The sequence below is a fragment of the Halobacteriovorax sp. DPLXC-1 genome (genome assembly GCF_036903125.1).
GTDB lineage: Bacteria > Bdellovibrionota > Bacteriovoracia > Bacteriovoracales > Bacteriovoracaceae > Halobacteriovorax_A > Halobacteriovorax_A vibrionivorans.
Genome location: NZ_JAYMCO010000002.1, coordinates 344,448 through 364,537, shown reverse-complemented (window position 1 = coordinate 364,537; position 20,090 = coordinate 344,448). Strand labels below are relative to the sequence as shown.

The 20,090-nt window shown below is 34.4% G+C and carries 24 protein-coding genes and 1 rRNA gene; 15 read left to right on the top strand and 10 right to left on the bottom strand.

Features of this window, described 5'->3' with window-relative positions; translation table 11 throughout:
- Nucleotides 1–99 (top strand): 5S ribosomal RNA (gene rrf / locus VCM44_RS09950); the annotation flags it as partial.
- Between the two features lie 219 nt (nucleotides 100–318).
- Here rrf and VCM44_RS09945 read toward each other — a convergent pair.
- Both VCM44_RS09945 and VCM44_RS09940 read right to left on the bottom strand, forming a co-directional pair.
- Nucleotides 319–1,335, bottom strand: a complete 1,017-nt coding sequence (locus tag VCM44_RS09945) for a glycosyltransferase family 9 protein (RefSeq protein ID WP_334678712.1) — start codon at nucleotides 1,333–1,335, stop codon at nucleotides 319–321.
- 83 nt (nucleotides 1,336–1,418) lie between these two features.
- A complete protein-coding gene (locus VCM44_RS09940; RefSeq protein ID WP_162929579.1) occupies nucleotides 1,419–2,450 on the bottom strand; it encodes a porin in 1,032 nt (343 codons plus the stop codon).
- A 123-nt stretch (nucleotides 2,451–2,573) separates the two neighbouring features.
- Between VCM44_RS09940 and rimM the strand changes: the two genes are divergently transcribed.
- From rimM to VCM44_RS09910, 6 genes are all read left to right on the top strand, one after another.
- Complete coding sequence (gene rimM / locus VCM44_RS09935) at nucleotides 2,574–3,101, top strand: ribosome maturation factor RimM (protein ID WP_120404639.1); 528 nt, start codon at nucleotides 2,574–2,576, stop codon at nucleotides 3,099–3,101.
- Entirely contained in the window at nucleotides 3,101–3,823 is a 723-nt protein-coding gene (gene trmD, locus VCM44_RS09930; protein ID WP_158536935.1) for a tRNA (guanosine(37)-N1)-methyltransferase TrmD, read from the top strand. Before rimM ends, trmD begins: the two co-directional genes overlap by 1 nt.
- 13 nt (nucleotides 3,824–3,836) lie before the next feature.
- Entirely contained in the window at nucleotides 3,837–4,418 is a 582-nt protein-coding gene (locus VCM44_RS09925; RefSeq protein WP_115363961.1) for an RNA methyltransferase, read from the top strand.
- A 65-nt stretch (nucleotides 4,419–4,483) separates the two neighbouring features.
- Entirely contained in the window at nucleotides 4,484–4,846 is a 363-nt protein-coding gene (gene rplS, locus VCM44_RS09920; protein ID WP_115363959.1) for a 50S ribosomal protein L19, read from the top strand.
- Nucleotides 4,847–4,911: 65 nt separating this feature from the next.
- A complete protein-coding gene (locus tag VCM44_RS09915) occupies nucleotides 4,912–5,562 on the top strand; it encodes a ribonuclease HII (RefSeq protein WP_334678711.1) in 651 nt (216 codons plus the stop codon).
- A 332-nt stretch (nucleotides 5,563–5,894) separates the two neighbouring features.
- Nucleotides 5,895–6,365 (top strand): hypothetical protein, encoded by a 471-nt coding sequence (locus VCM44_RS09910; RefSeq protein WP_115363953.1) that lies wholly within the window; start codon nucleotides 5,895–5,897, stop codon nucleotides 6,363–6,365.
- Here VCM44_RS09910 and VCM44_RS09905 read toward each other — a convergent pair.
- The gene (locus tag VCM44_RS09905) at nucleotides 6,356–6,739 is read right to left on the bottom strand and encodes an STAS domain-containing protein (protein ID WP_120404642.1); all 384 of its coding nucleotides are present in this window, start codon (nucleotides 6,737–6,739) and stop codon (nucleotides 6,356–6,358) included. The genes VCM44_RS09910 and VCM44_RS09905 overlap by 10 nt on opposite strands.
- A gap of 154 nt (nucleotides 6,740–6,893) precedes the next feature.
- Here VCM44_RS09905 and rsmI point away from each other — a divergent pair, with 154 nt between their 5' ends.
- The 8 genes from rsmI (at nucleotide 6,894) to VCM44_RS09865 (ending at nucleotide 14,990) form a co-directional block, all read left to right on the top strand.
- Complete coding sequence (gene rsmI / locus VCM44_RS09900) at nucleotides 6,894–7,712, top strand: 16S rRNA (cytidine(1402)-2'-O)-methyltransferase (protein ID WP_334678710.1); 819 nt, start codon at nucleotides 6,894–6,896, stop codon at nucleotides 7,710–7,712.
- A 73-nt stretch (nucleotides 7,713–7,785) separates the two neighbouring features.
- Nucleotides 7,786–8,553: a 3',5'-cyclic-nucleotide phosphodiesterase gene (locus VCM44_RS09895; RefSeq protein ID WP_334678709.1), complete on the top strand. Its 768-nt coding sequence runs from the start codon at nucleotides 7,786–7,788 to the stop codon at nucleotides 8,551–8,553.
- Nucleotides 8,554–8,602: 49 nt separating this feature from the next.
- Complete coding sequence (locus VCM44_RS09890) at nucleotides 8,603–9,880, top strand: hypothetical protein (RefSeq protein ID WP_334678708.1); 1,278 nt, start codon at nucleotides 8,603–8,605, stop codon at nucleotides 9,878–9,880.
- Nucleotides 9,843–12,230: an LPS-assembly protein LptD gene (locus tag VCM44_RS09885; RefSeq protein ID WP_334678707.1), complete on the top strand. Its 2,388-nt coding sequence runs from the start codon at nucleotides 9,843–9,845 to the stop codon at nucleotides 12,228–12,230. The genes VCM44_RS09890 and VCM44_RS09885 overlap by 38 nt, the downstream gene beginning before the upstream one ends.
- Nucleotides 12,227–12,817, top strand: coding sequence for an aminodeoxychorismate/anthranilate synthase component II (locus VCM44_RS09880; protein ID WP_334678706.1), 591 nt, complete (start codon nucleotides 12,227–12,229; stop codon nucleotides 12,815–12,817). The genes VCM44_RS09885 and VCM44_RS09880 overlap by 4 nt, the downstream gene beginning before the upstream one ends.
- A 10-nt stretch (nucleotides 12,818–12,827) precedes the next feature.
- Complete coding sequence (locus tag VCM44_RS09875; protein WP_334678705.1) at nucleotides 12,828–13,493, top strand: hypothetical protein; 666 nt, start codon at nucleotides 12,828–12,830, stop codon at nucleotides 13,491–13,493.
- Between the two features lie 23 nt (nucleotides 13,494–13,516).
- The gene (gene surE / locus VCM44_RS09870; protein WP_115363938.1) at nucleotides 13,517–14,275 is read left to right on the top strand and encodes a 5'/3'-nucleotidase SurE; all 759 of its coding nucleotides are present in this window, start codon (nucleotides 13,517–13,519) and stop codon (nucleotides 14,273–14,275) included.
- 61 nt (nucleotides 14,276–14,336) lie between these two features.
- Nucleotides 14,337–14,990, top strand: coding sequence for a M23 family metallopeptidase (locus VCM44_RS09865; RefSeq protein WP_115363936.1), 654 nt, complete (start codon nucleotides 14,337–14,339; stop codon nucleotides 14,988–14,990).
- Here the strand turns inward: VCM44_RS09865 and VCM44_RS09860 are convergent.
- The 7 genes from VCM44_RS09860 to VCM44_RS09830 all read right to left on the bottom strand — a co-directional run bounded on the left by VCM44_RS09860 (nucleotide 14,967) and on the right by VCM44_RS09830 (nucleotide 20,081).
- Entirely contained in the window at nucleotides 14,967–15,560 is a 594-nt protein-coding gene (locus tag VCM44_RS09860; RefSeq protein WP_334678704.1) for an exonuclease domain-containing protein, read from the bottom strand. The two genes, VCM44_RS09865 and VCM44_RS09860, sit on opposite strands and share 24 nt — an antisense overlap.
- 15 nt (nucleotides 15,561–15,575) lie before the next feature.
- Nucleotides 15,576–15,824 carry a hypothetical protein gene (locus VCM44_RS09855; RefSeq protein WP_334678703.1) on the bottom strand — a complete coding sequence of 83 codons (249 nt, stop codon included), beginning with the start codon at nucleotides 15,822–15,824 and terminating at the stop codon, nucleotides 15,576–15,578.
- Nucleotides 15,815–17,032: a hypothetical protein gene (locus VCM44_RS09850; RefSeq protein ID WP_334678702.1), complete on the bottom strand. Its 1,218-nt coding sequence runs from the start codon at nucleotides 17,030–17,032 to the stop codon at nucleotides 15,815–15,817. Before VCM44_RS09850 ends, VCM44_RS09855 begins: the two co-directional genes overlap by 10 nt.
- A complete protein-coding gene (locus VCM44_RS09845) occupies nucleotides 17,013–17,351 on the bottom strand; it encodes a hypothetical protein (RefSeq protein WP_115363927.1) in 339 nt (112 codons plus the stop codon). The genes VCM44_RS09850 and VCM44_RS09845 overlap by 20 nt, the downstream gene beginning before the upstream one ends.
- Nucleotides 17,352–17,553: 202 nt before the next feature.
- Nucleotides 17,554–18,183 (bottom strand): 3-oxoacid CoA-transferase subunit B, encoded by a 630-nt coding sequence (locus VCM44_RS09840; RefSeq protein ID WP_233500287.1) that lies wholly within the window; start codon nucleotides 18,181–18,183, stop codon nucleotides 17,554–17,556.
- A 3-nt stretch (nucleotides 18,184–18,186) separates the two neighbouring features.
- Entirely contained in the window at nucleotides 18,187–18,879 is a 693-nt protein-coding gene (locus VCM44_RS09835) for a CoA transferase subunit A (RefSeq protein WP_334678701.1), read from the bottom strand.
- A gap of 8 nt (nucleotides 18,880–18,887) precedes the next feature.
- The gene (locus VCM44_RS09830) at nucleotides 18,888–20,081 is read right to left on the bottom strand and encodes an aminotransferase class III-fold pyridoxal phosphate-dependent enzyme (RefSeq protein ID WP_334678700.1); all 1,194 of its coding nucleotides are present in this window, start codon (nucleotides 20,079–20,081) and stop codon (nucleotides 18,888–18,890) included.
- Nucleotides 20,082–20,090 lie beyond the last annotated feature (9 nt).

The following is a 20,090-nucleotide window of genomic DNA, read 5'->3' as shown; positions in this document are numbered from 1 at the left end:
GGGGAAACACCTGATACCATCCCGAACTCAGCAGTTAAGCCCGCTAGCGCCAAAGGTAGTGCCAGGGTAACTTGGTGTGAGACTAGGAAGATGCACCTTCTATATAAAAAGCCAGATCATTGATCTGGCTTTTTTTTTGTAGGTGTCATTTAGCATGAAGCTAAATGACACCGTACAACCCTGTACGAACGAGCAGGATGCGAGTGAGAGAGGGTTCTTGTTAAGTTAGAGCATTCGGGTAACCAACTAAGCAATCCAGAAAACATTTATCGAAGCTTCTTTTCTTCTTATTTTAAAAAGCAGGAGCGATTAATCTTATTATTTATTTAGAATAGAACTAAGCTTTTCAAATACTTCATTAACAGTAATTAAATCCATCATGTCGTTTTCTTTGACGCGAAATCGCCATGGGACATCTTCAATTGATTTATGGAAGTAATGCTCTAAAGCTTTTGGGTATGCATTGATACAATTATGTATTTGGCCATATGGTCCTGTGTATTCTGGAGGAACAGCTGTGTATAGCCCAACCACTGGGGTATTTAAAGCTGCTGCCATATGAGCTGGTCCAGAATCTGGAGCAATAACTAGTTTAGCACTAAGAAATACATTCTTAAGTTCATTAAGAGAGGTTTTGCCACAAAGGTTTATAATATGAGCGTTGGACTCACTTTCAATTTCAAGGCAAATATCCTTATCACTTGGAATTCCTGTTAAAACGATAGGAATATCATATTTCTTTTTAATTAGATTTGTAACTTCAATATATCTCTTAGTGGCCCAGGTTCTTTGAAGAGAAGAAGCCTTGGGATGAATTACAACGTAGTCTCCAAGTGGAAGATTGCCGACAGTTACTTTTTGTATAGGTAAGTTAAATTCAATTTCACTAGAGACAATACCTAATTGATCACTGAAGCCGAGAAATGCTTCAACTGAGTGCTCCTTTTTAAAAGGGATACTCTCGTCAATAAAGAACTTTTGCAGATCTCTACCTCGTTTATTATCAAAACCTATTTTCTTTTTGGCCTTAATGAAAGGATAGATGAAGTTTATCCTAAAATTTGCCTGTGCACATAAGAGAATATCAAAGTGATATGGTTCAAAGACACGTTGAAGCTTAAAGTAATCTTTTAGCTTTTTGGGCTTATCGATTTTTATCAATTCGACATCCTCAATCCCTTCTAATAAAGGTGCAAATGTATTACTTGTAATATAATAGATCTTTGTATTAGGCATTGCTTTGCGGATACGATTTAGCATCGGAAGCGTCCAGATGATATCTCCAAGGGCCGATGTTCGCATGATTGCAATTGATTTAATTTCACTTTGATTCATTGAGATATTATAGAAAATATTTCACAAAAAAGAAAGGCCCACTATTGTGGGCCTTAGAATTTATTTAAATAATTTTAAAATTATTAGAACTTAAGTTGGATACCCGCAGCGGCCATTGTCGCTTCGTTTTGTGTTCCAGCTGTTTCATCAACATCATAAGTAAGAACAGTTAAGCTCATATCAAATTTCTTTGTGAACATATATCTGTAGTGAGCAGCAATTTGTGTATACTCATTTCCAGCATCTTTTTCATCACGTAGTTGATATGTTACTGCAAATACATTCTTATTCATCGTGTATTGAGCACCTGCATAAGTTCTGTTGATTTCAGTTTTAGTTGCAGCATCATTTTCTTCGATACTGTAAGCAGCATTTAGTTGGAAGTTTCCAAATCCAAACTTAGCTCCAGCTAGAGTGTAAGTGTTATCTTCACCATCTTCTGCCCAAGTGTCATAACCAGCAAATAGGTTCATATCAACTTTACCCATTTGTCTGTCAAACTTAACAAGACCAGTGTAGTGAGTTGGACCATAATCTGCATCAGTAGAGTCGTTATTCATTCCGTTATCTCTATCAGTTGAAAGAGAAAGAGTTAGACCACCAATACTTGGTGTCTCATATGAAACCATATCAGTTCTTGCACGGTATCTCATACCTAGGCGAGATACTGCACCGTCAATTCTAGCACTTGTATCAGAACCTGCCATTGAGGCAACAGTAGAGCTTAGAAGATCTGTCTTAAGGATTGTGTAATCCATTGGTGTATACGTTTGACCAGCTTTGATTGTACCAAATGCTGTTTTTGCACCAACAGCTGCTTGACGCATTCTGATTCTAAAATCTGTACCATTAGAATCTTTTGATGAGTTTAGACCCATTTCAATAACGTAAGTACCTTCAACATTTTCTAGATCCCATTTACCCTTAACTCCAAGACGAGTCTCTGAAGAGTCAACATCAGCAAAACCAGCAAATGAAGTTCTTCCTGTACTATCTTGATCTGTGTAAATAGCAGCTTTGTTAATTTTTCCGTAAACAGTTGGCATTTCAATACTTGCTGCCATTGTTGGGATAGCTACAACGCAGACCGCTGCAGCGCTAACGATTTTTTTCATAATTCTCTCCATGAATTTTGTCTTTAATACAAATATTAAAACTAGAGTTCAGTTAATTGGCAAGTTAAATACTTGAAAAATATATAGGTGATTTACCTTGCAAGGCGTGATATAAGTCAGCCTATGGAAAATTCAGAAAATTTAATTTTACTTGGCACTGCAACCCGACCGCATGGAATAAAGGGGGCCTTCGTCTTTAACTTAGAAAATAAAGATAATAGTGTCTTACAAAAAGGTGTTACATTTTTTGCAAAACCACTAAATGGAAGCTCAATTGCTAAGCCTGGAAAAGAATTGACAGTTAAATCGATTTCATTTGGAAATAAAGTATTTGCCTATCTTGAAGGTGTTGATAACAGAAATGTAACAGAAGAAATGTTACCTTTTGAGATCTATGTTGATCGCAGCACATTACCTGAAACAGAAGAGGATGAATTTTATATGGCCGATATTATTGGCCTAGATGTTTTTGACATTGAAAAAGATCAAGTCGTTGGAAAAGTTGTAAAATATTTTGATAACGGTGCACATATTGTTTTAAATACAAAAGTTAATGGAAAGCATGTTGATATTCCATTTGTTGATCAATTTGTTAAACTTGTTAATTTAGAAGAGAATCGTGTGGAATGCTTAATTCCACGTTTAATGTAATGAATAAAATATGGGTAATCACATTATTTCCTCAATTCTTTGATGCTTTCAAAAGTAGCGGAGTAATTGGAAAGTTTTTAGAAAATGAAGTCGAGTTTGAGACTCTTTATCTTGGTGACTTCTCTCCTAAAAGCTTTAAAGGTGTCGATAGTTCTCCTTATGGTGGTGGCCCAGGAATGGTTCTAAGAGCAGATGTTCTTGAAGAGGCCATAAAACATATTTTAAAAACTGAAAAAATCTCTAAAGATGAATTAGAAATTATTTATACTTCTCCTCGAGGTACAGTTTTTAATAATGATAATGCAAAAGATTTAGCGTCTTCATTTCAAGAAAATAGAAAGCAATACGTATTTATATGTGGCCGCTATGAAGGAATTGACGAGCGCTTTATTGAGCAATATGTAACACGAATTTATTCACTTGGTGATTATGTTCTATCAGGTGGAGAACTTGCTGTTATGACTATTACCGATGCAATGCTTAGGTTTTTACCAAAAGCATTAGGTAATGATCAAAGTGCAATTTGTGATTCATTTGAAGATGGACTTATTGAAGGGCCAGTTTATACAAGGCCTTCAAACTTTAATGGTGTGAAAGTACCAAGTGTTTTGACTGAAGGTAATCACAAGCTTATTGATGAATTTAACCAGAATAAGAAATTAGAATTTACAAAAAAGTATAGGCCTGATCTTTATAAGACCTATATGAGAAATAAAGTTTAAGGATATATTAAAGATGAAAGATAATATTTATCTCGGTTTAGTACACCACCCAATTAAAAATAAAAGAGGGGATATTGTTACAACTTCAGTAACAAATCTCGATATACACGATATTGCTAGAAGCTGTCGTACTTTTGGTATGAAGAATTACTTTATTGTGACTCCACTTGAGGCCCAACATAAACTAGTAAAAAGAATACTAGGACACTGGGAGGAAGATGATGCTGGAGTTTATAACCCAGATCGTCAAGATGCGCTGGCAATTGCTCGTCTTGTGAACTCTGTGGAGGAAGGAATCAATAAAATTAAGGAGATAGAAGGTGTTGAGCCTTTAATTTGTGTTACAGGTGCAAATTTCGAGTCAAATAATGGTGTAGAAACTGACCTGATCAATAATGCGCGCCTTGACAAAAGGCCTATCTTCTTGTTATTTGGTACAGGATGGGGTCTCCATGCACAAGTACTCGAACGGGCCCATTTTGCACTTGAACCAATTTTTGGTGGAAGTGCGGATGGATATAATCACCTGTCTGTTCGATCGGCAGTCGCAATCTATTTAGATCGACTGAATAGTGCCTCTGAGTCTTTGAAATAGAATTTACTTAAGAACAACACGGTGTTGGTCCTCTGAGAAGTTCAAGCGTTTTTTAGGAGTTCGTAATGAATTTAGTAGACGTAGTAAATGAAAATTACAAGAACACAAATGTAGAATCTTTCCCAAAGTTTAAAACTGGGGACACAATTGATGTTCACGCAAGAATCACTGAAGGTAACAAATCTCGTATTCAGATTTTCCGTGGTGTATGTATTGCAATGAAAGAAGAAGGTAAACTATCTGGTCACTTCAGAGTTAGAAAAGTTTCTTCTGGAATTGGTGTTGAAAGGGTATTCCCATTTCATTCACCAAATGTAGAAAAGATTGAGATCGTTCAAAAAGGTAAATCTAGAAGATCTAAACTTTACTACCTAAGAGATCGTTCAGGTAAATCTGCACGTATCGCAATTGACTACGATAGAAAGTAATTTAAAAAACTATTTAAGTCATAAAAGGGCCCCTAGAAATAGGGGCCTCTTTATTTGTGAAGCCTATGTTTGAAAAAGAATTCATCAAAGATCATCAATATATAATTGCAACCGATGAGGTTGGAAGAGGTCCTCTTGCTGGGCCCGTTGTAACTTGTGCTGTTGGGGTACGAGTTGATAATCTTGCAGTCTTAGCAAGTATTTTAAAAGAATACGGTGTTACAGATTCAAAGAAACTTTCTTTAAAGAAAATGGAAAGGATTTTAGAAGAGTTAAATCTCTCAACTTTTAAGAAACAAAACTTTCATGATCTATTTGAATATAGCGTCGAAAAGATTACGCCGAAGAAAATAGATGAAGTTAATATTTTTCAAGCATCACTTCTAGGAATGAAAAAGTCCTGTCATAACATTCTAAAACAAGATTCAGTCGTTCTAGTTGATGGAAAATTTCCTTTTAAGTCAACAAAAGTTAAAGATGTTCATGCTGTAATAAAAGGGGATAGTAAGTCAGTTCTTATAGGGCTAGCCTCCATTATTGCAAAAGTTTTCCGCGATCGACTGATGATAAAGGAAGCTCGAAAATTTCCTTATTACGGATTTGAAAAAAATGCTGGTTATCCTACAGCTGCTCATCGTAAAGCTATCGAAGAATATGGTATTACCCCAATACATCGCAAAACATTTAAAGGGGTAAAGGAATTTGTACAGGAATAATGTATCCAAAGGTCTAAATTTAGAATTAAAAAAATCGACAAAGATTCATAAAGAGGCCATCCCATTATTGATTTGTCCTACAATGCTAAGGCGAGTTGGCTGTGGGCAAGTGGATATTTGTGGCATTTATAAAATTCGAGATACTTTCATCCTAAAAATATTTGAAGTAAAATCGAATGGCCAAATTACTGAACAGCAAAGGCGAAGGCTGTTTTCTAGTGCTAACTTTGTTTCAAGTTTCTTTGAGATGTCTTGCACTGTGTCTATTATTTGATTAAGATTTGGTGAACATTTACCTTGCATCAGGCAAGGCCTTCTTTTACAATTTTTATATGATTAAAAAACTATTCTTAATTACTCTATTTATTTCAACTATTTCAACAAGCTTTCAGGCCCGCGCACAAATGGATCCTAAAGTTAAGATCATTGCCATGAATGCTGGGTATGGAACAGTTGGTGGAGCATTATTGGGAACGGCGGCAATGGCCTTTGGTGGTTCATCTCGCTCAATCGCAATTGGTGCTTCTCTTGGACTATATGCTGGTTTAATTTTTGGTGGTTATATTATTGGATCACACGAATATCGCAAGTATCAAAATCAAGGACCTAATAACGAAAATTATTACTATCCAGATACTCAAGGAAGTCCTTATCAGGACTCAAGTTATCAAGGTGGTGGTTATAATTACCAGGGATCAATAGAGATTAAAGACTTTAGTCAAAAAGGCCCAGCTGAAATTGGTTTTAAGCAAAATAAGCCAGGCCAAGATTTTTATGTAAATTTATTAAATTATCAGTTTTGAAAAGTTCTTTTCTTTTGACCATAGAACTTAGACAGTTCTGTTTCATCAGTTTCAAATTCATTGATTAGAATTTCCATTGCATCAAAATTATAAAGTTTAAAAACTTTTATGAACTCTGGAGCAACGTTAGAGAGTCTAACTTGGTCACGTCTTTTATTTAGACTTCTAATTGTATCAACGAATACTCCAATTCCAGATGAGCCAACGAAGTTAAGGGCCGTAAGGTCAAGCGTGATAGTTGAAGTAGGGTGAGAACTAGTAATTGTTGCTAATTCTTGCTTTAGTGGAATGATATTTTCATAGTCCATACCACCTTCTATATGAACTGTAATATTTCCAGTTGAATCTGTGCGTACTCTTGCTTGCATTGTCATTAAAACTCCTTCTTCAGCATAAAACTACATCGAATATTATTGTAACGCATTGTGTCTTTTAGTTTTAGATGGAAGTTATTTCTTATGTAAGTTATAAATGAATGGAATCACATAATTTATTAGAGAATATATCAATTAAAGAAGGATTATTTCAGTGAAGCTTACTCTAGTATCAACGCCAATTGGGAATTTAAACGATGTATCTGAGAGAATGCGTCAGGCATTTGAGAGTTGTGATATCGTTTTGGCCGAGGATACACGTGTATTTCGTTCTCTATTAAATAAGATTGAAATAGACAGACCAGGTTTAAGAGTTCTCTCTTTCAATGATCATTCCCAAGACAAGCTAGACTTCTATATAGAGCAAATTAGTAACTCTCAATTTCCTATTCTTGTCTCAGATGCTGGTAGCCCTATCGTTTCAGACCCAGGTCATATACTGGTTAAAGAAATATTAGCAAGGGGAGGAGAGGTTACTTCAGTACCTGGCCCTAGTGCTGTAACAGTTGCTCTTGAACTTAGTGGATTTGCTCCTAATCCTTATACTTTTTTTGGATTCCTTCCACGTAAAAAAGGTGAAATATCAAATAAGTTGAAAGTCGCATTTGAGCAGGGGAATACGTCACTCTTTTTTGAATCTCCTCATCGTATTCATTCAACTTTAAAGCAAATATCGCAAGAATTTCCTGAAGCTAATATTTGCATCTGCCGTGAATTAACTAAGAAGTTTGAGGAAGCAATTCATTTTAAGGCACAAGATTTTCGTGATGAGCTCGTTACTGCAAAGGGAGAGTTTGTTATTGTTATTGATTGGCCAAAATCTAACTCTTCTAATCTCGCCACAAGTGGGGAAGTTGCTAAATTTGCGCAAGCATATTTAGATAAGCAAACGCCAAAGAATCTCGCCAAACTAATAGGAAATGCTCTTGGGAGAAAGACTCAAGACGTTTATCAAGAGTTAACAGGTAAATAGTTTCCATTTTTCAATGTCTTAGTACTAGTAAAAAATTCTAAACCAAGTTAAAATTAAATAAATTGGAGTTAGAATGAATGTGAAAATTATCGGTGGACATGGTGGCGTTTCTCCTGAATGCCGAGCAACATCTTATTTAGTTGATGGAAATTTACTTATTGATGCAGGTTCTGTAGCGACAGGAGTTAGTGTTAGTGATCAGGCAAAGATTGATAATATTCTCATTTCACATTCTCATTTAGATCATATTTCCGATTTGGCATTTCTTGCAGATAATTGTTTTGGCATGAATGATAAGCCTTTTGATATTTGGACATGTAAAGAAGTTGAAGACAATATCATGAACCATCTTTTTAACGATGCAATTTGGCCTGATTTCACAAAGCTTCCTAGCAAAGAAAGCCCAACGATGAAGTTTCATAATATAGAGTCTGGTGACAGTAGAGAAATTGGTGAATATAAAGTACACGCAATCGAAGTTAATCACTTCGCAGGCTCATTAGGTTTTATTATTGAAAAAAATGGCAAGGCCATTGTCTTCACTCAAGACACTGGCCCAACTGATAAGATTTGGGCAGCAGCAAAGAAGCTTAATAATGTAGTGGCCATATTTTGTGAAGTTAGTTTCCCGAACCGTTTTGAAAAGTTGGCCCTTGATAGTCGTCATCATACAGCACAAACGCTTAAGAAAGAATTATCTAAAATGCCTGGAGATGTTCCTATTTATTTAGGTCATTTAAAACCTAATTATCTAGATGAGCTTTCAAAAGAGATAGAAGAGGTGAATGAATCGGGACGTATTCATATACTATCTTCAGATAATAAGGAATTTTCTTTTTAAAGAGATAATTTTCTAGTCAAAATATTTTCATTCATGAGATATCTTTACTGTGAAGAGTCCAATCGATAAAAGACATTTATCATCTAAGCAAGAAGAGGTTTTTCTTACTCGGCTTATTAACTTATGTGGTAAAGAGAACTTTCGCCCAAAACTTGATCATATACGATCTTATCTTACCCTAGATCGAAAAGCTATCGAAGAGAAATCCAAGGTTATAATTATTGGTGGAACTAACGGTAAAGGTGAAACATCGCATTGTTTAAACGCTCTACTTAATAGTGAAGGACTTAAAAGTTGTCTTTGGACATCTCCTCATGTCAACTCAATAACAGAAAGATTCCGCTATTGTAGCTCTAATATTTCTATTGAAGAATTAATTGAACTTCTTGATAAGTATGAAGAGGATATAATTCGTCTTCAGTTATCTTTTTATGAGGCTTTATTTGTCTTATTTATAAAATATGCAGTAAGTCTGGATATTGACTATCTAATTCTTGAAGTTGGTCTTGGTGGCCGTTTTGATGCTACGAATATTTTTACAAAACCAGTTGCGGCCATTACATCAATTGGGCTAGACCACACACAAATACTGGGATCAACCCTTAAGGAAATTTTATTTGAAAAGTATGGAATAACTAGGATAAGTGGACGATTATTCGAAAATATCGAACAAAAGTTTCTAAAAGATATTCTATGCAATTGGTGTGATCGAGACTCTATTAATTGCACATCTGTTAGCAATGAGTCAGAAACTGATTTTCAAGTACGAAACCGCCAGATGGCCATGGCCTTATTTTCACATATTACTGGAATCACTAATATCAATGACGATTTCAAGTGGCCTATAACTCCAGGAAGAGGTGATCATATTGATTTTGGAGAGTTTGAATTTACTTTCTTTGGTGCCCATAATTTACTAGGTCATCAAAAGTTACTGCAAAGTTTAAACGATACAAATAAAGTTCAATATGATGTTCTAATAAGCTTTTCAAGTGGGAGACAAGATCAAATTAAGAGTATTCAAAAGCTCTATAAAACATATCCATGTATTGTAAAGTCAGTTAATATTTTAGAATTTCAACACGAGCGCGCTCTAAGCTCTGCCCAGATAAAAAAGGAGCTTCAGAGTGAAACAAAAGTATATGAAATGCACAATTTTCTCGATACAATATTAGGTATTAATGAGGAAATTGAATCTAATAAATATAGTGCTTCTAGCACAGCAGATATGCCACAAAATATCCAACTTCAAACACGCAACATTCTTGTGGTTGGTTCCTACTACTTTATTGCTGATATGCAAAAGTATTTTAATATTAGGAAGTAGTCATGCTCATGCAGCAACTCCAAAAGTTTTAGCATTTGGAGAAAATGATGAAGTTCAAATTTTATCAGATAAGGCCTACCGAAAAAGTAGTGACAACTCTTATGAAGCCCACGGAAATGTTATTATTAAACTTGGTACAGATACGGTTTATGGAGAGAAGGCGAGTATCTCTCTTGGCACTGGCCTAGGAAAGATCTGGGGAAATGTTCGTTATACAGGTGCTAAATTTAATCTATATGGTACAGAGATTTCTTATTCGTTAAAAAAAGCTGAATTTAAAGTCAAGAATGCAAAGCTTGTTGATGAGAGTTTTGTTCTTCGTGGGAAAGAAATAGTTCGAAAAAATAGTGGTGTCTTCACTGCCAAGGAAGCTGAATTTACAACTTGTAAAGATTGCCCTGAATCTTGGAGTATTCAAGGTCAAGAAGTAACAGTTGTCCCTGATGATTATATTTCAATGAAGCACACATTCATTAAGATCAATGGTGTAATCATTGTTTATATTCCTTATATCGCATTACCAATTAGAAAGGTTAGAGAGTCTGGTCTTTTATTTCCTACAATTGGTTTAGATTTTGATGAAGGATTCTTCTTTAGACAACCTATCTTTTGGGCCATTAATGAGAATAGTGATATGACTTTTTCTCCTACTGTCTATGGGCGAAGAGGAAATGGTCTTGAACTCGAGTATCGTAATAACTTAGGGAAGTTTTCTAACTTTGAATTTGAATCAAGAACCGTAAATGACAAAATATGGCAGCCTGGAAAACTAGATATTGAAGCAAGTGGTGAAGACGAAATTCGTGGTGCATATGAATTAAATTATTTCTACCATCCTAATAATAATATTTTTTTCTTAGCAAACTCCACTTACTTATCGGACTTAGATATTCAAAGTGATTATGAAGAATATTTTGATAAAGATATCTATATGGGTAATGAAAAGGGTACGACTGTTTCTACAGACTATATGGGAGACTCTGTACTCATTAATCTTTATTCAAGCTTTATGAGTAACTCTATTTTTAGTGACCCTGAAGAATTTGACTCAAGCTATGTACAAAATACTTTATCTCTTGGGATAGGTCATAAGCCTTTTAATATCTTAAACTCTAAAGGTCTTCTTTCGAAGATCAATTTCTATCAAAATTTAAAATTTGATTATTTTAAACAAGATGTGGTTCAAGAAAATAACTACTACCGTAATATTCAACGATTCGACTATAACCCAACCTTAGAATTTGTATTTAAACCAATTTTTAATCTAAATCTAAAATTTGAAGCTGGACTAGATGCTCAATACTACATCTTGCCAACAGAAAAAAGTGACAAACAAAATGGATATAAATACGGAAATTACGTAAATACATCGATATGGTTTGATATTGAAAAAGTTTATGGAAGGGCCTTCATTCAGGAAGAAGTTATTCAACCTGTTTTTGTAGAAGATGATGAAAGAAACTTAATCGCAAAAATCCCGAGTACAGAAAAGGAAGAGCTTAATGTAAGGAAATTATACCGTTCTTCTTATAAGCACAGTATAAAGCTTGGTCTGAATCACTTCTATTATAATTCTCAAAAATATCGTGGTAATGCCGCCTTAGGTAACCAGTTTGCATTATTACAAGATGATGGACGTTTTGATGAAAGAGATATTATTCGTGGACGAAACAATACTCTTGAAGATGTTTCAACAAGAACGGATTTACCTGAATCAAATACAATTGAATTTGTGTTTAATAATAACTTTCTTAAGAAAACACCTAAAGCAAATTATGAGATGTTTAAAAACTTTAATTATCAACTTGATAATTATGATTATAAGAAAGTTGCCTGGTTTAATATTTCTCAAGGTTTAATTCTAGAAGATGAAACAAATAAAGAACTTACAACAAGTGAGAGGCTAACTCGTCTTGCAATCATGGGTGGATTAAATTTTGATAAATTTCAATTTAACTTATCAGAATATTACTTCCATACAGAAAGTAAGCATATAACGCAATTATCACTATCTCAGAGTATGGATCGTTTCGAGTATAAAATTGGCTTAAATTATGACTCTTTTGCTTCCGAGCGACGTTACTTTACGGCCGATATTGACTTTGAACTAAATGATACATTTTCTTTTAGAACAGGGTATTATTACGACATCGACTTAGAAAGAATGTATGAGTCATATATTGGTTCTCGATACAACCCACTTAATAACTGTTGGGTTTTTGATGTTGAATATCGTCAAAAAGATGAATATGTAAATAATAAACTAAAGCTTGATCGATCGATCGCACTAAAAATTCTAATTAATTATAATGCGAAGAACTTTGATTCAGTATTTGGGGTCACACTGTGAGAATTATCTTCGTTGATTTTGAAGATAGTTTTACAAATAATATTATATCCTACCTTTCTCATTGGAAATCTTGTGAGATAGAAGTCATTAATTTTAGAGATCTCAAAAGACATGACCTTGTTAATCAAAATATTATTTTAGGTCCAGGACCTGGACACCCAAGTGAGTATATTGATTTCTTTAATCAAAATAATTTAGAGTTAAAAGCTAATCTTAAAAAGGCGAGACGAATTGTAGGAATCTGCCTTGGACATCAACTTGTTTTAAGTTCTCTTTATCAATGCACAATCAATAGAAGTAAGTATCCAATTCATGGCAGAACTGTGAAACCTAAAGACTTAGACTTATTGTCTGGTATTGTAGAGGTGACAAATGATATCAATTTACAGCGCTATAATTCTTTATATGTCGAAGTAAATAGTGAAAACTCATTACTTAAGCAAACTAAATTGATATTTGATAATAATAATGAATTATTAATGGCCTACGAGGATGAACGTATATTTACGATGCAATTTCATCCTGAATCAGTAGGAACTTCTTGCTCAGAAAGCATCTTTCAAGCAATAGAGCTCTTTTTCGTGTAGAATTGATTTGATGAATATTGTTCTCGATGGAATCTATGACAAAAGAAGCTTACAAGTTGCCAAAACATTGGCAAAGGGTTGCTATGGTTTCGACTTTAGGCCTCGAAGCTTCAATTTCATTCAAGGATATATCCTAGAAGAGCTTTTAAATGCACATGATTTAAAACAAGACGATATTGTTGAGTTGCACTTTGAAAATGATTCTGAATTCATCATTAAATCTATAGTTGATACAGTTGAAAAGTATCATCCAAAAGTTCGCTTAAACTTCGGTTTAAGTAGTAACCATGATAAGAAAATATTAGAAGCCTTTAATCGCGCATTTTCTATTACATTTGATGAGAAAGATAATTTAGTCTATGAGAAGATTTCGTCTCCTTTATGTCAAAGTGTCGTTCTCAATTATGAGTTCTTACATTCGATGGCCGATAAAGGACTATTGAATTCATTTATTGTTAATTTCTATTCTAAGGTTATGAGAGTAAAGAATGAAAAATTTCAACTTGGGATTAAGTTAAATTGGAATTCAAATATCTCAATGAGTGTTATCGAGTCCCTTGATCCAGACTATTTAAAGTTTGAAATCAATTCACAAGTTGAACGCTGTTACCGTAATATTGATGCTCCTAAGTTGTCAGAATATATAGAGTATGCAAGAAAGACACTTGCTATTTAGCAAAATTTAATTAATAAGAAGTTATGAATATTTTACTTTCAAATGACGATGGATACGCTGCTGAAGGAATTCAGTGCCTTTATGAAACTCTAAAAGACATTGCTAATGTTGTTATCGTGGCACCAAGCCATGAGAGATCAGCAACGTCTCAGGCCCTAACGTTACACGACCCAATCAGGGTTGATAAAATCAATGATTATACATTTAGTTGTTCAGGTTATCCGGCCGATAGTGTTTTATTGGGGATAAATTCCGTATTAGATTATAGGCCAGATCTCGTTATTTCTGGAATTAACCATGGTGCAAACCTTGGTCAAGACATTTACTACTCTGGTACAGTAGGAGCTGCGAGACAGGCCGTATTTCAAGGCATAAGTGCTATTGCTGTCTCGACTGTCATGAGCTCGCAGGATGAAAGTAAGCACTTTCAAACAGCGGCCAATATCATTAAAGATCTTATTACCAATAAGAAAGAGCAATTACTTTCAATGCCTGATTGCTCGTTATTAAATATCAATGTTCCAAATTTATGTCATACGCAAGTAGGTGATATTAAATGGACTAGACCTCAAATGCGCCGATATACAGAAGAAGTTGTCGAAAGGCTTGATCAAAAAGGTCGACAATATTACTGGATTGGAGGAGCTCCTACAGAGGTCGATCCTCACCACACTTCAGACATTCATGCAGTTATGAACGGAAATATTTCCTTTTCCTTCCTAAACCTTTTGAATTTTTCGTCCGATGTATTCAATGAATGGGCGGCAAAAATTACCGACTAATTTAGTTAAGTAGACTAAAATAGACGACTTGTCCTCATTCAAACTTAACGAATGAGGACAGATGAGAAAGCTTTCTTTTTACTTATTATTTATTCTTACAGTGCTAAGTTGTTCGACCTTAAAGAATGGCCGCTATATAAAATTAACTTCTAATTATAGTGCAAAGAAATTAGCAAATATTTTCAATATTCCCCAATGGCAAATTGAAGAGTTTAACAAGAATGCATCTTTTAAAAAGGGCGAGACTATTTTCTTACCTTATAAACGAGGTATCATGATTAATCGAATTGAAGGGCGTAGTATTTCTTCAATTGATTATTCTAGACTTAAATCATCTTCACGATTCTTATGGCCGGTTCCATCTTCTAAGAAAGTGTCCTCAGGCTTTGGTCACAGATGGGGGAGACCTCATGAAGGAATTGATATTGCTGCAAGAAAAGGAACATATATTGTTTCAGCTGACTCTGGTGTTGTTGTTTATAGTGGCAGAAAGTCTGGATATGGAAATATCGTAGTGGTTTCACACGCAGGAGGACTTTTTACGATCTATGCTCATAATCATAAGAACTATGCTAGAAAAGGCCAAAAGGTTTCTCGAGGGCAAGTTATTGCTGCTGTGGGAAATACAGGTAAATCAACAGGTGATCACTTACATTTTGAAGTTCGTTATGACTCCAAGGCCTTTGATCCACTAAGCTTTTTTCACAGACACTAGATCTAGTAGCTTAAAGTACATAATGGCCGTATTAACAGCATCTTCTAAGGCCGTGTGCGCGACGTCGCCCATTTTTAAGTACTTCATTAACTTTGAACCTGATTCACACTCTGCTGGAATGAAACCCATGTCGATAAGCCCATATGCAATACAAGAAAGGTCTAATTGACGGTGCTCAAAGTATTTTCTCATAAACTCCCATCCTAGATCTCTATTAAGAAAAGGAAGATCAATGGCACTCATAGACTTTCCAAATAAAGTTATTTTCTTATCTCCAAAGTATTCTTTCACTTCTTCGGATTCAAGGTATTTTGACAGTTCTTCTTTAAAAGACTCAATCGTAATACCATCACTATGTGCCTTTTCAATTAATTCTTTATTATGATCAATAACCCATTTGTTTAAATTTGGTTTGAGCTCTTCAAAACTAGGGCATTTTATATAGAAGTGCTTTTCTAATTCGTGATTAATTTTCTTTGTTTTGGCACAGAAGGGAACCATTGCAAATTCGATGATTAAGTCTTTTTCCTCAAGACCAGTGGCCTCAATATCAAATGAAAGATAGCGCATGGATTTATCCCTTTGTTATAAGTATGTAATTGTTATTATTGAATTATACTTCGTAATAATATCTTTTACCAGTACATTGCAAGCGAGAAGTCCTTCGTTAATGGTACATAATTGACAGACTTTCTCGCCGTCACAACTAGAGGCGATTGGAAAGTTATGCGATCTTAAAAACTCTAGTATAGTTAAGTCCAATGAAGCCTTATCGTTAACTTCAATAACCCATTTCTTATTGGATGCTTGTCCATATAAAGTTATCAATTGCATTTTAATTGCTTGTTTCTTGGGTCATTGAAAGTACTAAGGAACTCACCTTGCTCTAAAATTGTGAGTCTCCCAAGGCTTGGTATGTAGTATTGGGCCTCTTTATTATTTTTAACACGATTTATACCATAGATTTCAGAGACTTTTCTTTTTGGATTAGTCAGCATTAATGATCTTTTTGTATCCATAAAGTCTTTTGCATTTGTGACTTGTGAGTGTGAGTTTATTAGTCGATTTAGAACCTGGGCATTATAAGTTATGCCATTCATAAACAAGAAAATAGAATGGTTACGTTGGTCCTTTGTCATACATGCAGCAGTGTAGCTGTCATTGTTAGATTTTTGAAAAAGAAATTCGTTAATTGAATTGTCTACTTTAGGAACAGATGAAGTAACACCAATAATATAATTATTCTTGTCTTTATAGTGTGAGAATATATTATGATAAGCTTTTTCTGGTTTCTTTAAGATCATAATATCAGCATTAAACACTTTAGAATCAAATGAGCAGCTATAATTATCTCTTGTAAAGAGGTGAGCAGAGGTCAAGTTTGTTTTATTCTTTGTTGGAGAAGCTTTTCGTTTTAAAAGATTATAGTCTTTTAAGTAGTCAAGACGACGAAAGAGTTCGTTCTCTCTTATTCCCTGTGCTCCTCTAAAATACATTTTTTTCAATGGTTTTGATTTAAATAATTGGGCCTGGTTATTTTTAATGAATTCTTCTAATGATCTTGAAGCATAGACGTATTCACTTATATTTTTTTCTACTAAATTCAGTCGTGATTTTAAAGAGATTGGCTTTTTTAATTGTTGTGCCAACTCATTTAGTGCAGCTATAAATGAGAACTCGTAAGTCTCATCTGGAATACTGTTGATAAAAATTTCTTTACCATTAATCTTTGCAAAGAATAGAGTATGTGAATTTAAATTTGTAGAGTGTGGCGAAAGATAGAGTTGGGCCAAACTAAAATTTAGTATCTGATTTCGATATTGTGAAGAGTTACTCTTAGCACTAATCAATTTCTGGGCCTCTGAGATATTTCGAGGGTTTTCCAAAAGATAATTTGATTTTGACTCTATTATTGGACAGACCGTATTTAAACTTTGTGTATCGTTTAACTTCTTTTCAACCTCTGAACAGCCTATTAAAAAAAAGAAGCTTACTAGTGAGAGAATTAAAGTGAATTTTTTTCTATGCTTTGTAATTCTCATTTTTATGAAACTCTTCATGTTCTTCGTAGTAAATTTCTAAATCATCATTTTCATTCTTTTTTATATTAGTGCTAATTGTTTCTTTTAAATCAGAAATAATCTTTGTTAGATTCTCTTCTTTTCCAAATAGCTCAATGATAATCCATAATCCTCTTTCATTTACTGCCGTATGTTTGATATTAAATGGAATATTTTTCCTGTTTAGCGTCTTCGTAACTAGGTCAAAGGCCTGTTCTTGATATGGTGTCGAGCGCTGTGGTGGAGTTGGTATAAAATAAGTAAAAGTTTGCTTATGTTTATTCCTGTTGAAAATACTCATCTATTCCTCTTAAGTTTGTGTGATCACGTCTAATTATAAACTTCCTTTATGGTAAATGGAAATGTTTACCCATTTATTTTTTTTCTGATTTTTTCATTATTGTGCGTTATAATTTAATTGTCGACAGGATGTCGTAGCAAGAGATAGGCATGAAGCCGAAAAATTGGAGGGCCAGTTGCAGGGCCCTCTTTTTTTATCTAATTTATTCAATAAAAATATCTGAAGAAAAATCCTTATTAAGACTTTCAATTGTTACATTAGAAGCTAGTTCTAAAGCTTTAAACTTTTTCTTTTCAATTTTAAAGCTACCGTAGTCTGTTACTACATAGTGAACGACATTCTTTCCTGTTAACGGAAGTTCGCATAATGGAAGAAGTTTTGGCTTTCCTGACTTACTATAATGTTTCATCATAACGATTAGATTCTTAGCGCCATTTACAAGATCCATTGCGCCACCCATACCAGTGATTTTCTTTCCTGGTATTTTCCAATTTGCAAGTGAACCTTCAATATCAACTTCCATACCACCCAAGACACAGAAGTCTATGTGTCCACCACGTATCATTCCAAAACTCATTGAACTGTCAAAAAAACTTGCTCCTTTTTCAACAGTAATAGTTTCTTTTCCAGCATTAATAAGAGTGGCCGAAACATTGTCTTTTAATGGAGAGTCTCCAACTCCAAGAACGCCATTTTCACTATGAATAATAAATGGGTGATCCTTAGGTAGTTGATCTGGGATAATCGTTGGGAGACCAATTCCTAAATTGATTGTTGAATTCTTATCAAAGAGCTTAATAACTTGTTTTGCCATTTCTTCTTTTGTCCACATGATTTACTCCTTAACCTTTAAGAACTCTATTGCATTCTCATAATTACTTCCAAGATATACACGTTGAACGAAGACTCCTGGAATATGGACATCCTCAGGCCTTATATCTCCAAGAGCAACAATCTCTTCAACTTCTACAATCGTCGTCTTTGCTGCCATTGCCATTAGGGGAGAGAAGTTTCTAGCAGTTTCCTTGAACCAGAGGTTTCCATATGGATCGGCCTTTTGGGCTTTGATTATTGCAAAGTCTGCATGTAGAGCATGCTCTAAAATACATGGCCGATCAAATTCTTTAATATCTTTTCCTTCTGCGACTTCTGTACCATATCCTGTTGGTGTATAAAAAGCTCGAATACCCATGCCTGCGGCACGGATTCTTTCGCTTAACGTACCTTGTGGGATCAGTTCAATTTCAATTTTTCCAGATAACATGGCCTCTTCAAGGTCAGGATTCCCTCCTACGTAACTACAATATCCTTTAGAGATCATATTCTTTTTTAAAAGTTTTACTAGGCCTCTTCCTGAGTTTCCAATATTATTTGAAACAACTTTTAGGTCTTTGAGGTTTGTTGTGGATAAGTAGTTAATTGAGTTTTCTGGAATACCACATAGGCCAAATCCACCACTCATAATAGTACTTCCATCTGTGATATCACTTAAGGCCTCTTTGGCATTGTCATATAATTTACTATACATAAGCTTCCTTATTTATTTTGTATTATATTTAAAAGTTTCTCTAAACAATCTTCTAGAAGGTCATTAGGGTAGTTAAGGTAGGGACATAAAATAATCATATTCCTAGTCATATTGATATATAAACCATTATTTAAGCAATTCTCCCAAAATATTCTCATGTCTTCATTTGTATTGAGTTCAATTGCCATTAGCATTCCAATACTTCTAATTTCTGAGACCGAATCTAGTTTTAGAAGTTTATCTTTGAAGTGACTTAAAAGATTAATATTTTCTTTTAAAGTATTTTGGAAGTTAGCATCTTTTGTAAGATTTAAAACTTCATCTAAAAGGCGAAGGCCAATTGGATGGGAGGCATTTGTTAGTCCACAAGATAGAACCTCACTGTCAAAGAAAGATGCAATATCTTCAGAAACAAATGTTGCCCCAAATGGAAAATATCCACCTGAAATAGATTTTGCAAATGTAATAAAGTCTGGCTTAATTGGATAATTTTGAAAACCAAAGTCTTTTCCTGTTCTACCGAAGCCACAAATTACTTCATCTAGAATTATTTTTATATCATTGGTGCGACATACTTTTTCTAGTTTAATATAATAAGACTCTGGAGGAATATAGACACCATTTCCGCCGGTGATAGTCTCAAGGCAGATTGCTGCAATATTATCTGCGCCAATATCTTTAATTATCTTTTTCGTTTTTTCTAGGTCAGGATCATTATAAAAATTAGGGATAAAGGCCTGTCCTGGAGCGGACGTTCCTAATGCATCTCTACGCCAATCACCAGAAAGGGCAAGTGAGCCAGAAGTTGCTCCGTGATATGAATTCTCACAAGAAAGAATAATTTCTCTTTTAGTAAATTGCCTTACCATCTTTAGAGCATTCTCATTGGACTCTGCCCCTGAAAGGGTGTAGAAAATACGTCCATCAAAACCAATTCTATCAACTAGCTTCTGTGACACTTCAGTTTTTAAAGTGAATTCCGTTTTCGGTATGGCCATTGGGATTTCATTAAGCTGATGGATTAAGGCATCGATTAATTGTTTATTTTTAAGACCAAATGATTGATGGTAACTTCCTGATGAAAGATCAAATATTTTATCATCACTTGGAGTTATATAACCCCATTCGAAAGTTTCTTTTAGCTCAATTACTTTGGGGTTATTTTGATTTGACCAAGTATGAAAATATTTTCGATGCCCCATTTTAATCTC